Below are 19,329 nucleotides of genomic sequence, written 5' to 3' on the forward strand. Positions count from 1 at the left end.
TACATACATGACAAGTGCATGGAACAATTGTTCGATTTGCCAAAAAATATTCAAAAAAAGGTATTGGAATTTCAGAAAAAATTTAGAGAAAACTCTAAAGCTGAAGCCATACATCTCGAACCCATCAATACCTTTAAAGACCCGTATTTACGTACAGCACGAATTGATGGTAAGTATAGAGCTATTGTAAAAGTACCACAAACGGGAGAGGATTACTTTTTGCTCTGGGTAGATAACCATGACGAGGCCATGAACTGGGCTAAGAACAAAGTGTTTTATTGGAATGAAAATACACAAACGGCCCAACTGTTTACAGTATTAACAGAAGATGTTGTGGAACAACCCAGCAGTGCTACGACAGAACATACTTCATTGTTTGCAGCTTATTCAGAGCAACAACTCATAGACTTAGGCGTGCCTGAATTATTACTTACCTTGGTACATAAAATTTTGGATTTAAACCAATTAGAAGCGTTAGAGCAAAATCTTCCAGTGGACGTGTATGAACGCCTATTTTACTTAATCGATGGTGTTCCTTACATGCAGTTACTGGCAGAAATAGAAGAGGGTAAGATTCAAGCCAATAGCTCGATTGACCCCGTACAAAGTAACAATAACAAACGAAGCTTTGTAGAAGTAGATGATACTTTAATGAATGAAATTATCAATGGAGAACTCAGCAAGTGGCAAATTTTTCTGCATCCATCTCAACGTAAATTGGTAGAATCGTCTTTCAAAGGGTCTGTAAAAGTAACAGGAGGAGCCGGTACAGGAAAAACGGTGGTGGCATTACACAGACTGCACTTTTTGGCAAAGCAGAAGAGTGAAGATGATACAAGACCTATCGCATTTGTTACTTTTACCAATGCTTTGACTGAGAATATCCATCGATTAGCCCAAAAGCTGGGCGTTAATATGGTAAAAGTTATCATTAAGAATATAGACGCTCTAGCAAAAGAATTGGCATTGAGTTATGGGCTTATTCCTACAGGAATCAGAATTTTGGATACTTATAATTCTAAAAGTAGCTTAGAATTATGGGATAATGTTTTAGAACAAACTCTATCAGAGTTCGATTCAACTTTTCTTTCAATAGAGTATCAAAGTGTAAAACTTTTTAACAACTTAAAAACAAAGGAAGAATACCTCAGTACTAGTAGAATTGGAAGAGGTAAACCTATCACTCGTAAACAGCGAATTGATATATGGGCATTGTTTGATTTGTATGAACAAAAAAAACATGAAGAGGCATATTTAGATAGATTAGAACTATTTAATATTGTATGTACACACCTGCAAGATAAAAATAAGCCTTTCAAATATGTAATAGCTGATGAAATTCAAGATTTTTCAAATGTTGAATTACGATTTTTACGGGGACTTGTAGAAGAAAAGAATGATGATTTGTTTTTGGTAGGTGACCCATACCAAAAGATATATGCACGTAAAATTAATTTTACTGCAGCTGGGATTTCGGTTAGGGGCAACAGAAGTAAACAATTGAGGATTAACTATCGTACTTCCGAGGAAATTAAGCGATTAGCTGTGAGTGCGATACAGGGGATGTCTTATGATGATTTTGATGGAGAGGCTGAAAAACTCAAAGGCTATCACTCTCTTTTTCACGGGGAAAAACCCGTTTATCAATCTTTCAAAACAAAAGAAGAAGAAATTACCTATTTGATAGAATGTATAAAAGCATTGAGAGCAAGTGGGTATCATTATAGCGATGTGGCCATAGGAACAAGAACCAAGGATGCGATGAGAGAGATAAAGACTTATTTACACAAACAAAAAATTCCTTATCAAGAAAATAATAGGAATGACGCTAGTCAAAATGATAGTGTAGTGCTCTCAACATTTCATAACTTAAAGGGCTTAGAATTTAAAGCCGTCATTTTGGCTGATGTAAATAACAGAACCGCTCCGCTCTATTTTCAAAAAATTGAAGAAATGTCTTTATTAGAAAAAGAAGCATATCTGCACAGCGAAAAATCGCTTTTGTATGTTGCAATGACAAGAGCGATTAGTATTTTGAAGATTATGGGAACAGGTATAAAATCTGACTTAATAAGTATTTAACGTCGATAAATACAGGTCACTGTAATAAAAAGTGTGATACTTGAAATATTTCCTAAAATAGCAAGGGTTAATGGTTTGATAATTTCATGTTCACAACAAAGCCACTTTGCTATTTTAGGGAAATATAAAACTTAATTAACAACTTTTTCAACATTGAAGAGTATTAATCCAACGCAAAATACCCATGGCGATTCAATCAAACTCACAGTAAGAATGTGTTAAATCTTTGTGTTGATGTTTCTTGGGCGAAAAGTACTCCTACAAACTGATTATAAACTGAACTAAGAAAAAGATGCTGACACTCAGACCTATTGGTTTAATTACCATTGATAATATTCCCCCTGTTTATAGACAGGTCTGCCATCATAAAGGTATCCATATTCATTAGTTTTGTTAGTATCCATTTTATAGGCATAAATATCATTGCCAGCGTAAACAGAAAGTACCATGTTGTTGGTTTCCCATTTTTAGGCAAGCTTACACATATTTTAAAAAGGAACATCTGATCCACATCTAACATTAAAATTACAAAGAATTAAAAGTTTATTATTTGTAGTTCAACTCTTCGGTTAGTTATTCGATTTTTTTCTGAATTATTCGGAACTTTGGGTCTGGATGAACCATAACCGATGGTAGTAATACGTCTATCTGCATCAGTAATTTGTTTCATTAAATATTGTTTGCATACCTCAGCACGTTGATTGGAAAGCTTTCTATTTTCGTATTCGTCTCCTTCATTAGATGTGTGCCCTGATAATTCAATAACAAGCGACGTATTTTGTTGTAGTAATTTCACCACCTGATCGAGTGCCTTTTTCCCATCAGGTAGCAAATCACTCAAACCTTGCTCAAATTGAATATTATCTAGTACTACAGTTTCTCCTTTTTTGAGAATTTTACCCTCAAAAGTGATTGAAGGTAAAATAGAAGTATTACTTTTTGGCTTAGGAGTTAAGAAAAAGTTTTTAGTTAGCTGGTCTTTATCAATAGAAATACTTTCATTTAATGGTTCATAACCCTCAGCATTGATAGCAATATGACAAATATCATTCGGTAAGGATTCGTACCTATATTGACCATCTGAAGACGTAGAAATTGATTGCATTGTAGTTTTATCTCCAACAATTTTAATTATAGTTTTCACAGGAGTTAGAGATTCTTTATCAAATACTTTACCTTGAACAATTGATTTCGTCTCAGCTTGCTTTATCTGAGGTACTGCCAGTTCAACTGCATATGCCCAAATATTTGCAAAAAGTATATCATTTGAATTTTGTATTCTACTACCAGAGGAGATACCGCCTAAATCAGTAAGTATATCTATATCCCCAAGAATAATATCATTGGTAGGCTTATCAAAAGCAATTGTAACTCTGTTTTCATTATCAGTTGAAAGCGGTATAAAATTTTCTCCTGCAATTGAACCTTGATAACCACCACCTTGATCAAAAAATGTCACTTTCCCAAATGGTCCATTGAATATCCTTGAAGTTCGTCCCTGAAATGTCGGCTTATTTGGGTTTGCATTTCCATTGATATTATAGTAACCCCATACACCAACTTCGCTCTGCGAAACAATAACTAAGTTGGTGTTTTTTTCAATTGACCAGTTTCTGATAGTATTTAATTCAGGTACTGCTAAAGCGGAACCTTGAAGGGTTGAACCATCCCAATAACCAAAACCACCAACTAGGATGGCTCCACAGTTTGCTTTACGTATGGTATTTGGTGTGATTGGGTTATCATTTAGTGGTACAGTAACGATAGAAGTTTTAACCACTCCTTCAGGTCCAAAATTTGATGGATCCGTTAATTTTACAGTAGAATGATTTATCATATGTAATCCATCAAATGTATATCCATCGTCACTACCACTGTTACTTTGCGACCGATAATTGGGGATATAGCACACTCTTAAAATTTGAGAGAATGTAACACTGGAGTATAAGAGTAAAACAATTATTGTTACGTAAGTTTTCATTTGTTTATTTATTTTAGATTTCTTTTAAAGAACAGGTTTGAATGCTAACTAAATTATTGTGGCAGGAGATAAGCTACAACGTAACTTTCTGATGATATAGCTTTTATAGTTTATTATCAGGTTTTATAAACCATAGTACATGCAGAGAATTCAATTGATTTGCATAGTGAAAATTATAATTTCGCAAATTGGAGGTATAAAAATATTACTTTCAATCCATGCTAATTTTTAAAGTTAAATGTTTTTCTCTTTATTAAGCTTAAACTTAGTCAAATACAATAGTATTTTATTATTCGGTATTAAAAAGACTGTAAATTAGCATTTAAGTGAACATTTTTCTTTCAAAGACAGTAGTCCAGAGGAACCTCTAAAATCGTTGAGGTTTAATGCCATTACATTCCCCTATTATTTCAAGTTTCTGTGTCGCTGGTCTCATAACTACATAAGATCATCTTAGTTATCTAATTAACCGTTCTATTACCATTGATAATATTCCCCCTGTTTATAGACAGGTCTACCATCATACAGGTATCCATACTCACTGGTTTTGCTGATATCCATTTTATAGGCATAAATGTCATTGCCAGCATAAATAGCAAGTATTGTATTCGTATCTACTCCATATTCATTATAGTTGTATGTATATGAAGCTGTAAATGGCTCTGTATCATATACCCATTCGCCATAAATTTTGTACTTGTAGACCATTGTACCATCTTCTAAAAAACCTATTGCCATAGAATGATATTTTTGTGCTGTTTTTCCGTCCTTTTTTTCATACACAGTTTTACCATCCCAGTTATCCATGATGGTTGCTAAATCTACTCCATACTCATTGACACTGGAATCAAGGTTTCTAATTTTGTTGTTAAGTTTAGTATTTGATGACTTCTTTTCTACTGTATTAGATGAATCGGCGGGAGAAAATAAATTCCACCATCCTTTGGACTTTCCAATGAAGTAGGTGATTACTGCTAGTACAATTGTTGCGATAATGAAGAGTGTCTTTTTCATTTTAGTGGTTTTGGTAGCAATGGTTAGATTAATAATTCTTGATATCGTCCTGCTCAGGCAAAGCTTGAGAAATTTTTGGTAGCAACAACAACTATAACAGTTGTCTGCAGTAGAGCTGTCCAATACCTTTTTGCTACCAAAAAATAAAAATTTAATACTATTGTGACGATGTTTGCTTTAATTCGTTTTAAATAAAATAGGTGTAGAACTATTAATTAGAAAGTCCTTCGGTTTTACTGGAGGGTTTTTCTTATTTGTAATACTTTGTACTTTAATCGACCCTTATATGGTACATGAACTTTGCATTATATGAGTCTTATTTAGTCCTTATAAAATCGAAATAAAACTTGTACCAATTACCAAAGTTTTATTTTACTTGCTTTGTTGATTTTGTGAACGAATCAAACTGGTAGCAAAACACAAATTCCCTGGTTAAATATTGTCCGTAAGAAGTTGGTTTTTGCTACCAATTCGTTCCTGGCATTCACTGTTAATTCATGCCCGGGTTTCCTTTTTTGGTAGCAAGATTAATTATCCCACCAGTGTTTAAATCTATCAATCAATGATACGTTTTTCTTTGTGCCTGAAATGGCTTGAGGAACTCCTGAAAGACTTTGCTTCTTAGGTTTTGGTTTAGACTTTTTGAAATCCAATCCTATACGTAAGGCAATAGCTTTGAAATCCGATGTATCTCCTTTGATTAGATTCTTATAGAATTTTCTTTTGCCCTTTAAGATTTGAATTTGCTCTTCCAAGGTTAACTCTTTTTGGTTTTTGGTTAATACCCCTGATAATCCTGTTTGGCTCACTTTCAGAAACTTTCTTAATTCTGCTGCTATCTTTTCTTTGAATTGAGCATTTGCAATCACGGTTGCTTTTAACTCTTCTACTTCCTTTTCGAGATTGTCTCTTTCCAAGGTTTGTTTCTCGACCTTTTGTTGTGCTCTTTTGTCAACCGAGTTGGTGACTTTTTTCTTACTTGGAGCTTTTGTAGTTGTCGATTTTGGCTTTTCCTGTTTTTGAAAGATACCTACTGCTTCTGCGGTTTGGATTAGTGCGTCTAAGGTTTCTTCTGCTTCGGTTGAAATTGAGAACAAAGTATCAAAATCTGAAAATCCCTCAGTATCCTCTTTTAGTAGTTGATAGTTCTCCTGTGAAACTTTATCTAGTTGAGCTAACTGAGAAGCTGTGATACTTTTTACTAATTCGATGTTTTTTGAAGTATTCATGTTATGTATTTTGAGAGTGAATGTTATTATTTAAGTTTTTGTAATTCCATTTGCTGGAGTTGTAATCTTAATCGATAGGTGTATTTCTTCGAGATAATCTTAGGGTCTTTTTCGTCTATTTTCTCCAGTTTATCCAATTCAGCTTTTTGAGAAAAAATAATGGTAGCATTTCCATAATCTTTGAGATTGACATCAATTCTCACACTTTTTTGACTTTTCACCTTGAGGTAGATATATTTTACCTGCTGTGATTTAAGCAACTTTAAAATTGGTAGAATAGTCGCATTGATTAAAGTGACGCTATTTGTTTCAGATGGTGAGACAAAATGTCCACTGGTCTGTATTCCCTCTGCCCATTTCAGATTGGTACTGGAGTTGACTCGAACGCTAAACCTAGTTCCAGAAATAGTGACTCTTGGGTGTTCAACTTCTTCAGCTACATCGATTCTGTTGAACTTTTCGACGATACTGAGCAACTCAGCTACATTGATTCCAAAGGTGTGTTTTTCAATGTCTGGTACACCTCTTAAGTAGTTGGGTGGCCACTTCACATCGAACTTTAGACCATGCTCTGTATAATGCCCTCTTTGTGAACCCTTGGTATGAATCCAAATCATGGAAAAGTGATTGGCACTGAATACCCCGTCATCTGAAAAGCATATTCCATAGTCTTGTGATATGGAACTCTTGTCGAGAAACTTTGCCATGAATTTCATGAACTTTGGATTAGATGGACTAATCAATTCATTGGGTTCTGGCTTAAGAGCTTCTTCTCCTTCGATTCTATAAATCAAGTTTGAGAGCTGATATGGATTGAAGGTAACCGATGAATTGTCACTTAGTGTAACCTTCAGTTTAAGAATACTATTTTCAAAAACAGCCTCAACGGAGTTAACCTCGAAGTTTTTTCTGATATAGTCAGCTAGTTCTTGGACACTCAAGAACGGAATTGCATTTCCATCGATTTTATCACCAGAGATTCCTGTACTTTTAAAGTATTTCCAAAGTTCTACCAAAAACCTTTCTCTCTGACTGTAGAGAGAAAGGGGAAGTTTTCCAATTGTGCTATCTTTACCCATTTTGTAATAGCTTGTTTCTTTCAAGAATTTGTAACTGCAACCTTAAACGATATTTATACTTGAGTGTGAGAACTCGTTTAGCATCATCATTCTTGGGCTGCTCCTGTACTAGAGTTGGACTGTTAAATACGGGTAACTCCTGAAGCTCATCACTAAACTGGTTTTCAAGGTTTACTTCATCAGCAATAATTTTAAATTGCTCAGGGCTTAGCTCTGCACTTACTTTTAGTTTGCTGCCTAAAGTATTGAGGACTTTACTGAGGTTACTAACATGGACTAATGCCGTCATGCTAGCAGAAACCTTTTCGAAAGAGTTTCCAACAATAGCAGAAAGAATATCTTCATCTAAGTACACATTTCCAGCCACCTGTTTACTGGCTGAAACAATCAGTTTAAAGTGATAAGGGTCTTTTCTGAAAATAGACAAAGTATTAGAACACTGTAACGATTGATTGGTCATAATACTTGAGACAATCTTCAAGCACTTATTGATAGGTACACTTACTTTCTGTGTTGAGGTTCTACTTAACTTTTGAATGTAGTTCTCTGGAAGAAGGATTCCTTTTCTAACTTTATTTTCAAGAGTGGTAAACTGAACTAATCGCCCTGAAAAATTATCGTTACGGTATGCTTGAATTAAATTACCAGTAACGATGTATCTAATACTTCTATCCTTTAAGTTATTCGAAATAGCAGTCTCCCATTTAGGCAAAAGCTCTTTAACGAAAGAGTAATTTTGAGGCATTTTTTGAGAGGTTCCTTTGATAGAAAAAATCCTTTCCGAATTACTTCCTGAGATGGACGGAAATGAGAGTAATCTTCTCGAGGAAGCTATTGCAATACGAAGCCCTATATTGGATGGTGAAAATGGTTTATCTTTTGTTGGATTAATTCTAACTCCTAAACAAGTGGCTAATACTCTCGTTACGCTTCCATTTTCGAAATTATTTTCAGGAAATAATAGAGGCATTCCAACTTGGAAGAAGCTTACAATTTCTTTAACGTAAGATAATTCATTTGCCGATTTTCTTTTACAATCATTGATGGATGATTCTTCAGCCTCTTCAAGCTCAATCAGCCTGCTTTGAACATAAGAATCTAAAGCAGCAGGTATTCCTTTTTCTGCTTTTTCTTGGTAAGCTTTCTCAGAAGTAATTCTTTCTCTTTTTAAGGCATAACTTTTCTCTATTTTCTCAATGTCTCTTTTAAGAATTAGAGCAAAGGAGTTTTCAGCCTGTAGAATAATCTCTTGAGTAATTTGCTCAGGTCTTTTACCATCTAATGATGCTTTTAACTCGTCGTGTAACTCAGAGACACTCATGGGCTTTCTTAATACATTTACTTCACAACGTTCGATAAATGTATTGTCAGAAAATGGGCTTCTACCTCCTGTACCTACTTGTACGATAGTTCTTTCCAATGTTTTAGCACGCAGATCCTGTGTTTCAACCTCAAGGTCAAACTTGTCATCTTCGATTAACTGTTTGATATGTTCTTGGTAGCGCTCCAAAATCTCAGTATAAAACTTTTCCTGTTCAAGTACTGGTAATACAGCAACTCGACCAGAAACTTTACTGGCTGCTCCAATTTGGATCGGGTCTTTATCTTCTTCGAACAAATTAAGAGGGTCATCAAGTTGTAAGCAAAGGTCTGTATTCTCTTGCATGTATTTAAACACAATCTCATCACCATACTTGTTCAAAAAATCTTCTGATTTCATCAAAGATTCAGAGTTCTTTTGGTTAGCTGTTGTGTTAGCATCTAATGATTTTAGCTTCTTTTGAAGCATCATCATAAGTCTTTTTTCAGCAGGAATCGAGGAAATAAGATAATCGTAAATAGGCTTCTTAATCTGCCCCGTTCTGTTTATTCGCCCCCTTTTTTGTACTTCAGTATTAATATCCAATTCAGCTTGTAGAACAATCATAACCCTTTGTTTGACCTTTTCCGCAGGTACTTTAGCCGTGATGATGGCATGAGCTGAAGCGCCAGTAGAACCACTTTGGTTAATCATCAAGACATCTATTTCATTGTCATTGAATCTTCTAAAGGCATCATTTACATTTTCCGCTTTTCTTCGAGAGACCACTCCGACAAAATTTTGAGTAGTTTTTTCAGACAATCTTTCACCAAGACCATTGAGTGATACGTTGTTAAAATTGATAGAAAGATTTACTTCCAATTTACGTCCTGTAACCTCAGCTACCTTATAGCCATAGGCTTCTATTTTTTGCTTGATGTAGTCAATGGGTGAAATACATAGCGAGCGTGAAGCATTTTGAATTTTATTGAAAATACGGAAATACTCATCACGAGCATCCATGGACATGGCTTCAATATCGAACGCATTTTTTTGGTGTTTCCCCACCTCATCCTTGATTGAATAGGTTAGTACCGCATTAAGGGACTTTAGGAGAACATTACTAAACGAAGCTGAAATAGTAGAACCATCTGAGACCATTGTACCTTCTTCATCCTCCATATTTTCTAAGAAAGACCCCATCGTTGAAGAAAAGGCTATAACTGGCTTTTTACCCTCTTTCAATCTCAATATAGCACGGTTTGCCACATCATCAGCTTTTAGTGCAAAAAGCATTTGGTTGACCAACATAAACACCTTTGAAAAGGCAGGAGAAGCATCAACACCAGCACGTTTAGTACCATTTTCAATAATTGCTTGGGCTTGACTATCACGAACCTGTTTGTCGAGTTGTTGAACTTCAGGAATAATATACTCCTTTTGAAAATCAATGATGTCTCTAACAATTTCAGTAAACTCATCTGCTATTTTTCTATCTCTTAAAGCGTTTTTCTCAAGATTGATATAGTTTACTTCAATGCCTTCATACAATCGCTCACGACGAATGAGTTGTCCCTGACTAGCCAATTGAGATGCTACAACTTCTTGCAGTGCCACACCACCCTGTTTGAAGGCACTTACGAGAGATTCTGTATCAATGGCAGCTTCCGAAATACAAGTTTTCATAGCATACAGTGGCATATTATCAGGTCTTTTCGCAAAAGTCGCTGAAAGGAATGTGACCCCTTTGGCTTGGGCACAAGCATTCATCAGGATTTGGCCTGTGTTAGATACTCCAGAGGCGTTATGAGCTTCATCAAGAATCAAGATAGAGCCTTTTGCTACGCTCGTTAAGAATTCAATTTTGGGAGATCCTTTTGAGTCTGATACCTGAGAGTAGGTTAGCATTACAAGGTCATATTCTCTTGGAAGAATTCCAGATTTGATAATGCTATCTTGTTCCGATTTCATTGGGGGAGCATACAGCAAGTCTCCGTTTCGGTCTTTGATTTGGGTCTTTGCATCACGAGCATTCACAATAAAAGGATTTAGTGACTTGCTTCCAATGTCGTCCATATCTCGATACAAATCAGAAAATAGATTTGGTTTCTCTGTAATAAAAACGGGTCTATATCCTTGTTTGGTAGCATATCTAATCATTGCAGCAGCGATACGCCCTTTACCTATTCCAGTCTGGTCAGCGATGATAATCCCTTGATTTTTTGCTTCAATGTTGTAGATAGCAAGTGCAGTTGCATCAATCTGCTCAGCAGAAAGCGCTTTGTAAAGAGCAGCTTTAGTGAGATATTTCAAACGACCTTGTACGAAGGTATCTACATCACCGCCGATGGCTTGTTTGAGATTTTGTAGCGCTTGATTGATTTCAAACGCCATAGAATCGGGTGTGTCCACATCAAGAGATTGTCCCTGAGAAAGTACAGGGTACTTCATGCCAAGGGCAATATCCATCAATTTTTTAGTTTTTTTCATGTAGTGGTACTGATGAAAGTGACTTCGACTGTAATTGAAGCCTTAGTCTATATTTGTATTTAATTTTGAGAGTGCTAGTTGTTACTTGACTAAAATTGGAAGTAACTCTTTCGTAAAGCTCTTCGAAAGTATTAATTACCTCGCTTCTGGCTTGTTCCTGGAGTGGCGCAAATCCCTCAGCTACTTCTTTTATACCAGAAATAAGAATAAGTCGAATATCAATGCTTGTTCCTTGTCTGGAGTAAAGGTCGCCATTGATGTTAATTACGTCATCTACCTTAAAATAGCGGTGTAGATAGCTTAAGAAAACTCTATTTTTACCTGCCTGAACCCTGCCTTCACTATCGTAATGAGTATGCCCACCGATGATAATGGCACATCGACCATTGGGTTTTAGATTGTTAAGCGCATAATAGCTAAGAATATGGTCAAGGTCTTTTAGAATGTATTTATTGTCAATCTTTAGATAATCCCTTTGGTCAACGGATCCAAATGGAGGGTTTGTAATGACTCCATCAAACTTCTCGTTAGGCGTGTTGTAGATAGCATTGATTTGAGTTGCTTTTCTAAAACCTTGGGTTAATAAATTCTTGTATCTGGTATCATCTATTTCGTTGACGGTGCATTGCTCAGGACGAAAAGCAATGGTCATCATGCCATTGCCAGCAGTTGGTTCAAAAATTTGACCTTGATAATTTTGTATTCCATTTTTCAGATACAAGCCAGCCAAAAACGCAATTGGGGAGGCTGTTGAGTACTGTTGTAATAGAATCGAAATACTGGTTCTATGTGAAAGTATTACCTGATTTCGGTAGGTTTCAAGAATACTAAGGTACTTTTCATAATCGCTCGTATTCTTATCATTGGCAATCTTTCTACAAACATTAACAATGGCTAATTCTGTGAGCTCTTTAATGTCAGTTTTGTCGATAATGCCAAACTTGCTAGCAAGCTTTTCAATACTTCTTTTGTTATGTTTCTCGTTCCGCTCAAGCTCTAATTGTACCTGTTGAACGAACTGCTTTTCACTCGAAGTGATACTCAAGCTTCTACCTATGGAACCTAAGGAAGCGAAGTCAAAATCATACTCACGAGCTGTTTCATATGAGTCCTCATAATCGAATTTATCTTGAACTGGGTCAAGTACTACATCTCCAACAACCACATAGATATGTTGCCATCCTTGCCCAAAATCAACCATCTTAATCGTGTGGTTAACTTTGAGATTGTGTAAAATAGAAGAGATGAAAATGGTAAAATCTTCGCAGTCTACGCCCTTTTGTCTATCAGCCCAAGTACGTCTGGGTAATCTGATTTGTTCAGTACCTTCTTTGTCGAAACGGTAATTGATATACGCTCTACAAAACTCGTAAATTTTTTGACAAAGAACAACACCTGAGTAAAGTTTAAATTGATTAGATAGAACGATGGTTTGTTCAATGGATTTGGGAATAAGATTTTGTGTAATTAGGTCGAATGTATCATCCCCCGAATAATAATTGATTAATTCAATATAATCATTCTTTTGGGGCTGTTGTAAAAGTAAGCTCTGATTCATATAGAAAGGCATAAATACCTAGATTTTCAATGAGTGGTTGGTATTGCTGGTAGAACTCCTTGGCTCTTTGAATTGACAGAGCACTTAAATCCTGCTCAGCACAGTTTGAGCAGGATTGTGCTTCTTTAAATCCAAGATTATAGAAGCTTGCAAACATCTTGATGAACGCTTGTTGTGTGTCCATTATAGCCCAAAGGATTTTTTGACCTCTGATTCAATGTACTCAGCACCTTGGTTGATGGCGTCCTTGATATCGTCAGGACTCGGATTAGGTCCGTTGAAGAGTACCTGTGTCACTCTGGCATCTTGAATGACTAAGGATACCTTTTGGTTTCTTGAATGAAAGAAGTAAGTCTGGCTTTTGAGCTTATTGTAAATCTCAATTAGCTTGAATAGTTTGAACATTGTTAGTGGCTGGTTTTGGTGTGATTACTTGCTTTGGTTTAGAACCAAGTAGGTACTTGAATACGACAAAGATGATTCCCAAGGCGAATACAAGAACACCTAAGAAAATCAGCATATTGTTGGTGGCTGTTTGTTTAGCTTTGTCAGCCGCAGTTTGCAATTGCTGTTGTTTAGTCTTTACTTTTTCCTGTAAAACCTTGTATAACTCTTGGTCAGCCTTGGCATCTTCAGCTTCAACTTGAAGTTGCTGAGCTTCTACTTGGAGTCTAGCAACTTCCTTTTTTGAATCTGCATTGACGAAGGCTTGAACTACGCCTGACACTGAGCCTACAATGGCGCTTACTGGGTCAGCACTCATTCCTACACTGATATTGCTTGAGGTGTCAAATCCGCTTCCAAGTAAGCTACTTAATGCCGTTTGATTATTGGTGCTCGAATTGCTTGAGCTATTTGATGTGGATGTCTTCTGGTTAGTTGAAGAGCTGTTTCCACTTTGTTTTGAGAACCCCATAGTGTTTTTTACCTGCTAATTGAATTTGCTCCCTGTTTTTTGACTTGAATAGAAGTACACCCATGATGATGATGGCAATAAATCCCAACACAATCGCTAGTAGCTTTGTGATATTAAGGGATTGTGTATTATCATTGTTTCCTTCTATACCTGCGAAAGAATTATCGTTCTCTTCAATTGTATCTAAGACTTTCTGAGTTGCTTTGTCTTTGGCAACCTGCTTGGCGTTTATTCTCTCGTTTAATAACTTGTCGGCTTCTTGTTTATCGTCTGTCACGTCAGTTGATAATACCCATGCTTCACTTTCTTCGTTGTTATACACTCCCGCTCCTAAATCAAACCAACCACCTTTTTCACGTCTTTGGGTGGTGATTTTAACTTTGTAGTAGAGTTTATTTCCAACTGCTTTCGTCTCACCAAGAGTTACCCCAACTCTTTCACCTGAGAGATATAGTTTTGTTTTGGGAGGTTCTGCTGCTCCACCCGTCTGACCGTAAAATGTTTTAACGGTAACAAGCTCACTGGGGAAGCCAGACCTGTTTTCATAACATATAGCTCCATTGAGCTGTATGCTAAATAATTCTGTTCCTGCTTGTGCTGCCATTTTTGTAAGGTTTAAAGCCTTGCGAAAGTTAATTCGCAAGGCTACAGAATTAAAACAGTTCTAAAAGTCTAAACTTGATCATGTTGGTCATCACTTCATCTGACTCGATGAATTTTTTGAGGATTTCTTTGTCCACTGGGTCAAGAGAAATTTCTTTCCCTTCATAGAGTTGAAACCCGATATACATGAGCTTTTGAGAGTTTGGTGAGTTTGAGTAGGCAATACGTTGCGAGAGAATGTATCCTAAATTGATTACGTTTCCGTTCTCCTGAACTGGTTGACCATCAAACCCTTTGAATGGAACATCAAAATTGATTGCGATTTTAGACATTTTAGATTACTGTTTTAATGAAACTGAAACATGGAATTAATTGAGATTACTGTGCTGAAGGATTTGACTTGACAGTATTGTATTGTCCAGTCATAATATCAAGTTTCTGAATCTCTGTGAATTGGAAACCAAGTGATTGCAACATCGTCTCGATAAGCAATGTATCCTGATTGTTATACCATGCTTGGAACTCGTCCGTAGTTGCATCCCAACTCTTAGGTACAGATGACATACCTTCAGCCTGAGGGAATTTACGGGTGTCTGCGATTTTCGAGATGTCGATTTTTTCGACATAGTTGACATTGGCAGTTTGGCGAGTTTCTGAAATTACATCGTAGTTCATTTCTACTTCAGAGATACCTTTTGGGTTTGGAGCTAATTGTGCTTTGTACATTGTTGTTTATTATTTAGTGTTAAAAAATTAATTAATTGAATGAGTTGACGAAAACGACTCTATTTCCATTGAGTGTTAAATAGCCACTAGGGGCACTTGACTTCGCATAATTGGGTGTGTTGTTAAGACGAAGTTCATTGGTTGTTACCGCATTAGAGCTTATTACTTCTGAATTGATATTTCCAATGTAGTTCATACCTTCCATTACACTACCATTTTTGGAGTTGAACCAGTAGTTGGTTGAAACTGAAGAACCATTGAAATCAAAGGGTTTACCATCAATGTTATTCCAATGGTGATTGTGCCCAGTTGGATTAAACTCAGAGGGTTTTCCTGAAATACTATCCCAACTGTGTCCATGTCCCCAATCGGCTTTACCATCTAGCTTACTTTTGACGAGGTTAGTTGCTACGGGATTGGTACACCAATCAGCCCAACGAGAATTATCCGTCACGACATCGCAGTGATACCTAACTGTATTTCCATCCACTTGGATAATATTGTAAGTTCCTGCCGAGAAATTAATTGCTGAAGAGACAGTTTTGTCAGCTCCATTTTCTCTAAGGAGTACATTGAAAGCACCGGGCTTTTCAGCAATGCTATCCCAGTGATGGCTGTGACCTGTTGGGTTGAACTCTGTGGGTTTTCCCGAAATACTGTCCCAACTATGTCCATGTCCCCAATCTGCTTTGCCGTCTAACTTACTTTTGACGAGATTGGTTGCTACAGGGTTGGTGACAGTATCCAACCAACGGGAGTTATCAGTAACTACGTCCACATTGTATCTGATTTCTTTTCCCACTACAGAAACTACCGCATACGCTCCGCTACTGAAGTTAATGGCTGTATTACCAGTGGACTTTGAGGTACCATTTTCCTCTAACGAGATACCCGATATTTTGGCATTCCAGCTTGATATTTGACTATCTGTTACAAATCTCTTATCAGTTGATTCAGTCACAAATGCCGCAGAAATGGCTTTCTTAGCTAATGTGCCATCGGCAAGCGAAACAACAGGTACATCTGCAACTCCAGTGAAAAAATCTGATACCTGAATTTTCTTAGTCTGAATTTTCCCAGCTCTGGTATCAAATACGATACTTACCGTATTGTAGCAAGTATCTTTGAAGGCAATTCCATACCAAGAAGCTATTTCTACATTGTAAGTGGTTGTGCTAGCACCATCCCCCGTACCTTTTCCTATAGAATTTTGGCCGTAGGTATTAAACCGAAGTAATCCAGTCATAAAGCCTCCTGCCAGCGGAAGATAATTAGCTAAATCAGTGGTATTAACCTTGGCATTCCAAGTAGATATTTGCGCATCTGTGACGAATTTGTTATTGGTGTTTTGAGCAATTAAAGTTGGACTTAGACTACCGTCGGCAAGAGCAGAGGTAACCATTGCCTGTGAGAGTGTTTTCCACGAAGCATCACCATCGGCTGATGAACTCTTGACCAAAATTTGGTCAAGAGTTCCTGCATTGGGTAGGAAGGCAAGGGTTTTCACCTTACCTCTACCAGCAGTTGCATTCCATGTTACAATTTTCTCAGCGGGCATCTTACAATTCTGTAACGAGTGTACCGATTTCAAAAAGAATGGTGTTGGCTGTAAGAGCCGTTCCAATTACTTGACTGTAGGTATCTGTACCTGCCACAGGTGTGGTTGATTTGGGTAAACCAGCCGTATTGGATAAGAACACATCAGCCCCAGGCGTAAGTCCCGTGTAACCTCCGTTAATGCCTCCAAAGAAAACCTCAGCATTGGCAGAAGCAGCTACCGCTGCTTTTACAAAGCCCATGGCTGTTTTGGATGTTGAAGTTGAAACGGCTTTAACGGCTTTACCAGTGTTGTCTAGCGAAACGATATCGTTAGCTGCTAGAGCCTCAGCCGCAACAACTATAACGCTATTCACGGCAACACCGTTAGGCATTAAGGATACGTCTAGTTTACCACTACCATTTAATTCTGGTACTTTGGCAGCTTGTGAGGCTGTACCTCCTGTTACTACAGTAGGTAAAAGGGTTTTGTCCACTTTACCTGAGGCATCTAATTCAGGTAATTTACCAGCGTCTCCAGCACCTGCTGAGGTAGTCACTGATTTGACAACTTTCTGTCTACCAGAAGTGGAGTCTCTTGAGATAATGTCTTTAGGCATTGTCTTCGTTGTTTAAGATTATTGGATTTGAAAAATTAATATTAAGCTCGTCGGTTGAAATGGAGTTTCCTGCTGATTGAGAAAGCCCTTGCACAGGTGCTGTAGCAGTTAATTGTCCGTTGGATCCGATGAACATGAGTTGATTCGGAGTGAGCCCCCAGTCGGGAATCTCAGCCGTTCCTTCTACTTGTACGAAACATTCTTGACCTGCAGTAGCCGAGTGAAGTGCAATACCTGTTGCAAGTCCATAGTTTTCGATATCGAGTGGGTCATACGTATAGCATTGGTCAATACCTGCATTTTCAGCGATTCTAACAACATGACCTCTAGCGATATTTTGCATGGCGATTGTTCTTTTCCAACCAATCCCTTTCAAAATGATGTTATTGCCATTTTGATTGACAATCTGTTTTGTAGAGTTTTCAATCTTTTGCTGAACAAGCTCCAATAGCTCTTTTTTGAGGTCTTGATTTCCTTGAGAAAGACTGGTTGTAAGCTCAGTAATGGTTTTCTGTGGTGAAGTCTTGGTAATGTATTCGACAAGCTTCTTTTTGAAAACCAAGGCAAGTATTACCACTCCGAACAACGCAAAGGCTATAATGCTGATGGTTTTGTTACTTTTTTTCATGTTGCTACCAATACTTTTTGTTTGTCCTGAGTAAGGTTGATAAGCGCTAAGGTTTTGCTACCAAAAATGAAAACCCGGGAATCATTTGTAGAGCTGTCGCTTTGTATTTTTGCTACCAAAAAGTTTGATTGCTTTTCGTGCAAAAAACAGTAGAAAACCTAAAATCAAAGCCCCAATAATTATCTGCAGAACCTTTTTGCTTTCCTCGTTTTCTAAGGGTACACCTTCTGAACTTTTCCTTACCACTATTTTCCCTTGTACCATAAAAGCTTTGAACCATTGCCCAGCTCTACGAAAGATTTGATAGCTTCTATCGAAGAGGTCTAATGGCCTTTTGAGAAGTCCCAAATGGTCGTATTTTGTACCATCTACATGGGTCACATTGAAATACGATGGATAAATGAAATTGGTAACAAAGATGTCGTTGATGTAATAGCCGATCGATGGATTCGCTATGGGATCAGCTAGTTCAACTAAGAATTCAACCTCTTTGGTACTATCCTCAAAATCCTTTCCTCTCACGATTCTTTGTCCATAAGGGTCAATGCACATTTCGATGATTTCCTCAGAAAGAACCTTCGTTAGATGGTTTTGTGAGTATTCTTGTGTAACCCAATCTGTTAGTCTTGCTTGAGCATAGGGAATATTTGTCGTAGAATCATACCAATGGGTTCCGTTGAACTTATTTTCCGTTTCCTCGACAACTGTTACTGTCCAAAACCCTGCTGGTATTTCTCCAAATGTTCGAAAAGCTCTTACCTCACCTGATACGTCCCATTTGGGTGAAACATCTCTCTGGAGTTGAATTTGAATAGCCTTAGCAATTTGCTCGAGTAATTCGAAAGAGATTTTATCCGTTTTATCCAGTAGTGCTATTCTTCTATACTGCATTTGAAATTGGTGGTGTTAATGATGGTTTTTTCATCTTTCGAATGGCCCATCTCATTAACCAGAATAGCAGAATGGGAACTAGGATAACTGTAGGAAGAAACCAAACGATGTTCTTTTTGAGGAAAGCTAGATACTTGTTTTCTTGCTCTTCTGGTGGAGTACCTTCTGTATCACTACTTGAGTCAGCTTCTGAATCTTTTGTGTCTGTTGCAACCGTTTTGTTACTACCCCCACCAAGGATTCCAAACAACCCTTTTGCTACATCTAAGATTTTTCCAAAAGTGTTCCCTGAAGAATTGTTATTCGTATTGGTGTTTGTCCCTCCAAATACAGTTGGTTTGTCGTCTTTTAAACTATCTAAGCTTTCCCAATATGGAAGCGTACTAACGACATAGTAGGTCTCTCCATCTTTTGCTTTGAATTCTAAGAAAGTGTTTTTGTCTCCAGAAATTCCTTGAACGGTTCGACCAGTGAGCTCACCAAGGTACGCACCATAATAGGCAGCATAGGCAAGGGATGAAATATCGGGAGCGATGAAGTATTCTGCATAAGCGACATCCTCCTTTACATATAAGTGTTTTGCCATTTTTGTGGTGATTAAATGGGGCTACAACTTTTACTTGTAGCCCTACAAGTGTCATTGGTTAAGTGTTTGTAAAACAATGTATTACTTTGA

At 37.2% G+C, this 19,329-nt stretch carries 19 protein-coding genes; 1 reads left to right on the forward strand and 18 read right to left on the reverse strand.

Features of this window, described 5'->3' with window-relative positions:
- Positions 1 to 18 precede the first annotated feature (18 nt).
- On the forward strand, positions 19 to 2,082 hold the full coding sequence (locus QM491_RS15660; protein WP_283328437.1) for a UvrD-helicase domain-containing protein: 2,064 nt from the start codon (positions 19 to 21) through the stop codon (positions 2,080 to 2,082).
- A gap of 320 nt (positions 2,083 to 2,402) precedes the next feature.
- Here QM491_RS15660 and QM491_RS15665 read toward each other — a convergent pair whose 3' ends face one another.
- The 18 genes from QM491_RS15665 to QM491_RS15750 all read right to left on the reverse strand — a co-directional run bounded on the left by QM491_RS15665 (position 2,403) and on the right by QM491_RS15750 (position 19,239).
- The gene (locus QM491_RS15665; protein ID WP_283328439.1) at positions 2,403 to 2,531 is read right to left on the reverse strand and encodes a hypothetical protein; all 129 of its coding nucleotides are present in this window, start codon (positions 2,529 to 2,531) and stop codon (positions 2,403 to 2,405) included.
- Positions 2,532 to 2,617: 86 nt separating this feature from the next.
- The gene (locus tag QM491_RS15670) at positions 2,618 to 4,063 is read right to left on the reverse strand and encodes an OmpA family protein (RefSeq protein ID WP_283328440.1); all 1,446 of its coding nucleotides are present in this window, start codon (positions 4,061 to 4,063) and stop codon (positions 2,618 to 2,620) included.
- Positions 4,064 to 4,540: 477 nt separating this feature from the next.
- The gene (locus QM491_RS15675) at positions 4,541 to 5,077 is read right to left on the reverse strand and encodes a hypothetical protein (RefSeq protein ID WP_283328441.1); all 537 of its coding nucleotides are present in this window, start codon (positions 5,075 to 5,077) and stop codon (positions 4,541 to 4,543) included.
- Between the two features lie 527 nt (positions 5,078 to 5,604).
- Positions 5,605 to 6,306 (reverse strand): hypothetical protein, encoded by a 702-nt coding sequence (locus tag QM491_RS15680; protein ID WP_283328443.1) that lies wholly within the window; start codon positions 6,304 to 6,306, stop codon positions 5,605 to 5,607.
- Between the two features lie 26 nt (positions 6,307 to 6,332).
- The gene (locus tag QM491_RS15685) at positions 6,333 to 7,385 is read right to left on the reverse strand and encodes a hypothetical protein (protein ID WP_283328444.1); all 1,053 of its coding nucleotides are present in this window, start codon (positions 7,383 to 7,385) and stop codon (positions 6,333 to 6,335) included.
- On the reverse strand, positions 7,378 to 11,175 hold the full coding sequence (locus tag QM491_RS15690; RefSeq protein WP_283328445.1) for a strawberry notch-like NTP hydrolase domain-containing protein: 3,798 nt from the start codon (positions 11,173 to 11,175) through the stop codon (positions 7,378 to 7,380). The genes QM491_RS15685 and QM491_RS15690 overlap by 8 nt, the downstream gene beginning before the upstream one ends.
- A complete protein-coding gene (locus QM491_RS15695) occupies positions 11,162 to 12,733 on the reverse strand; it encodes a hypothetical protein (RefSeq protein ID WP_283328446.1) in 1,572 nt (523 codons plus the stop codon). The genes QM491_RS15690 and QM491_RS15695 overlap by 14 nt, the downstream gene beginning before the upstream one ends.
- Entirely contained in the window at positions 12,693 to 12,917 is a 225-nt protein-coding gene (locus tag QM491_RS15700; RefSeq protein ID WP_283328448.1) for a hypothetical protein, read from the reverse strand. Before QM491_RS15700 ends, QM491_RS15695 begins: the two co-directional genes overlap by 41 nt.
- Complete coding sequence (locus tag QM491_RS15705; RefSeq protein WP_095160441.1) at positions 12,917 to 13,138, reverse strand: hypothetical protein; 222 nt, start codon at positions 13,136 to 13,138, stop codon at positions 12,917 to 12,919. The genes QM491_RS15700 and QM491_RS15705 overlap by 1 nt, the downstream gene beginning before the upstream one ends.
- Positions 13,113 to 13,649, reverse strand: a complete 537-nt coding sequence (locus QM491_RS15710) for a hypothetical protein (protein ID WP_283328449.1) — start codon at positions 13,647 to 13,649, stop codon at positions 13,113 to 13,115. The genes QM491_RS15705 and QM491_RS15710 overlap by 26 nt, the downstream gene beginning before the upstream one ends.
- On the reverse strand, positions 13,609 to 14,253 hold the full coding sequence (locus QM491_RS15715; protein ID WP_283328450.1) for a hypothetical protein: 645 nt from the start codon (positions 14,251 to 14,253) through the stop codon (positions 13,609 to 13,611). The genes QM491_RS15710 and QM491_RS15715 overlap by 41 nt, the downstream gene beginning before the upstream one ends.
- 49 nt (positions 14,254 to 14,302) lie before the next feature.
- A complete protein-coding gene (locus tag QM491_RS15720; RefSeq protein WP_166552786.1) occupies positions 14,303 to 14,584 on the reverse strand; it encodes a hypothetical protein in 282 nt (93 codons plus the stop codon).
- A gap of 46 nt (positions 14,585 to 14,630) precedes the next feature.
- The gene (locus tag QM491_RS15725; RefSeq protein ID WP_283328451.1) at positions 14,631 to 14,978 is read right to left on the reverse strand and encodes a hypothetical protein; all 348 of its coding nucleotides are present in this window, start codon (positions 14,976 to 14,978) and stop codon (positions 14,631 to 14,633) included.
- Between the two features lie 31 nt (positions 14,979 to 15,009).
- On the reverse strand, positions 15,010 to 16,569 hold the full coding sequence (locus QM491_RS15730; protein WP_283328452.1) for a tail fiber protein: 1,560 nt from the start codon (positions 16,567 to 16,569) through the stop codon (positions 15,010 to 15,012).
- The gene (locus QM491_RS15735; protein WP_283328453.1) at positions 16,538 to 17,134 is read right to left on the reverse strand and encodes a hypothetical protein; all 597 of its coding nucleotides are present in this window, start codon (positions 17,132 to 17,134) and stop codon (positions 16,538 to 16,540) included. The genes QM491_RS15730 and QM491_RS15735 overlap by 32 nt, the downstream gene beginning before the upstream one ends.
- Positions 17,127 to 17,762, reverse strand: a complete 636-nt coding sequence (locus QM491_RS15740; RefSeq protein ID WP_283328454.1) for a hypothetical protein — start codon at positions 17,760 to 17,762, stop codon at positions 17,127 to 17,129. Before QM491_RS15740 ends, QM491_RS15735 begins: the two co-directional genes overlap by 8 nt.
- 81 nt (positions 17,763 to 17,843) lie before the next feature.
- A complete protein-coding gene (locus tag QM491_RS15745) occupies positions 17,844 to 18,653 on the reverse strand; it encodes a hypothetical protein (protein ID WP_283328456.1) in 810 nt (269 codons plus the stop codon).
- Positions 18,643 to 19,239, reverse strand: coding sequence for a hypothetical protein (locus QM491_RS15750; protein WP_283328457.1), 597 nt, complete (start codon positions 19,237 to 19,239; stop codon positions 18,643 to 18,645). Before QM491_RS15750 ends, QM491_RS15745 begins: the two co-directional genes overlap by 11 nt.
- Between the last annotated feature and the right edge of the window lie 90 nt (positions 19,240 to 19,329).

Source organism: Flectobacillus longus (assembly GCF_030056705.1).
Taxonomy (GTDB): Bacteria; Bacteroidota; Bacteroidia; order Cytophagales; family Spirosomataceae; genus Flectobacillus; species Flectobacillus longus.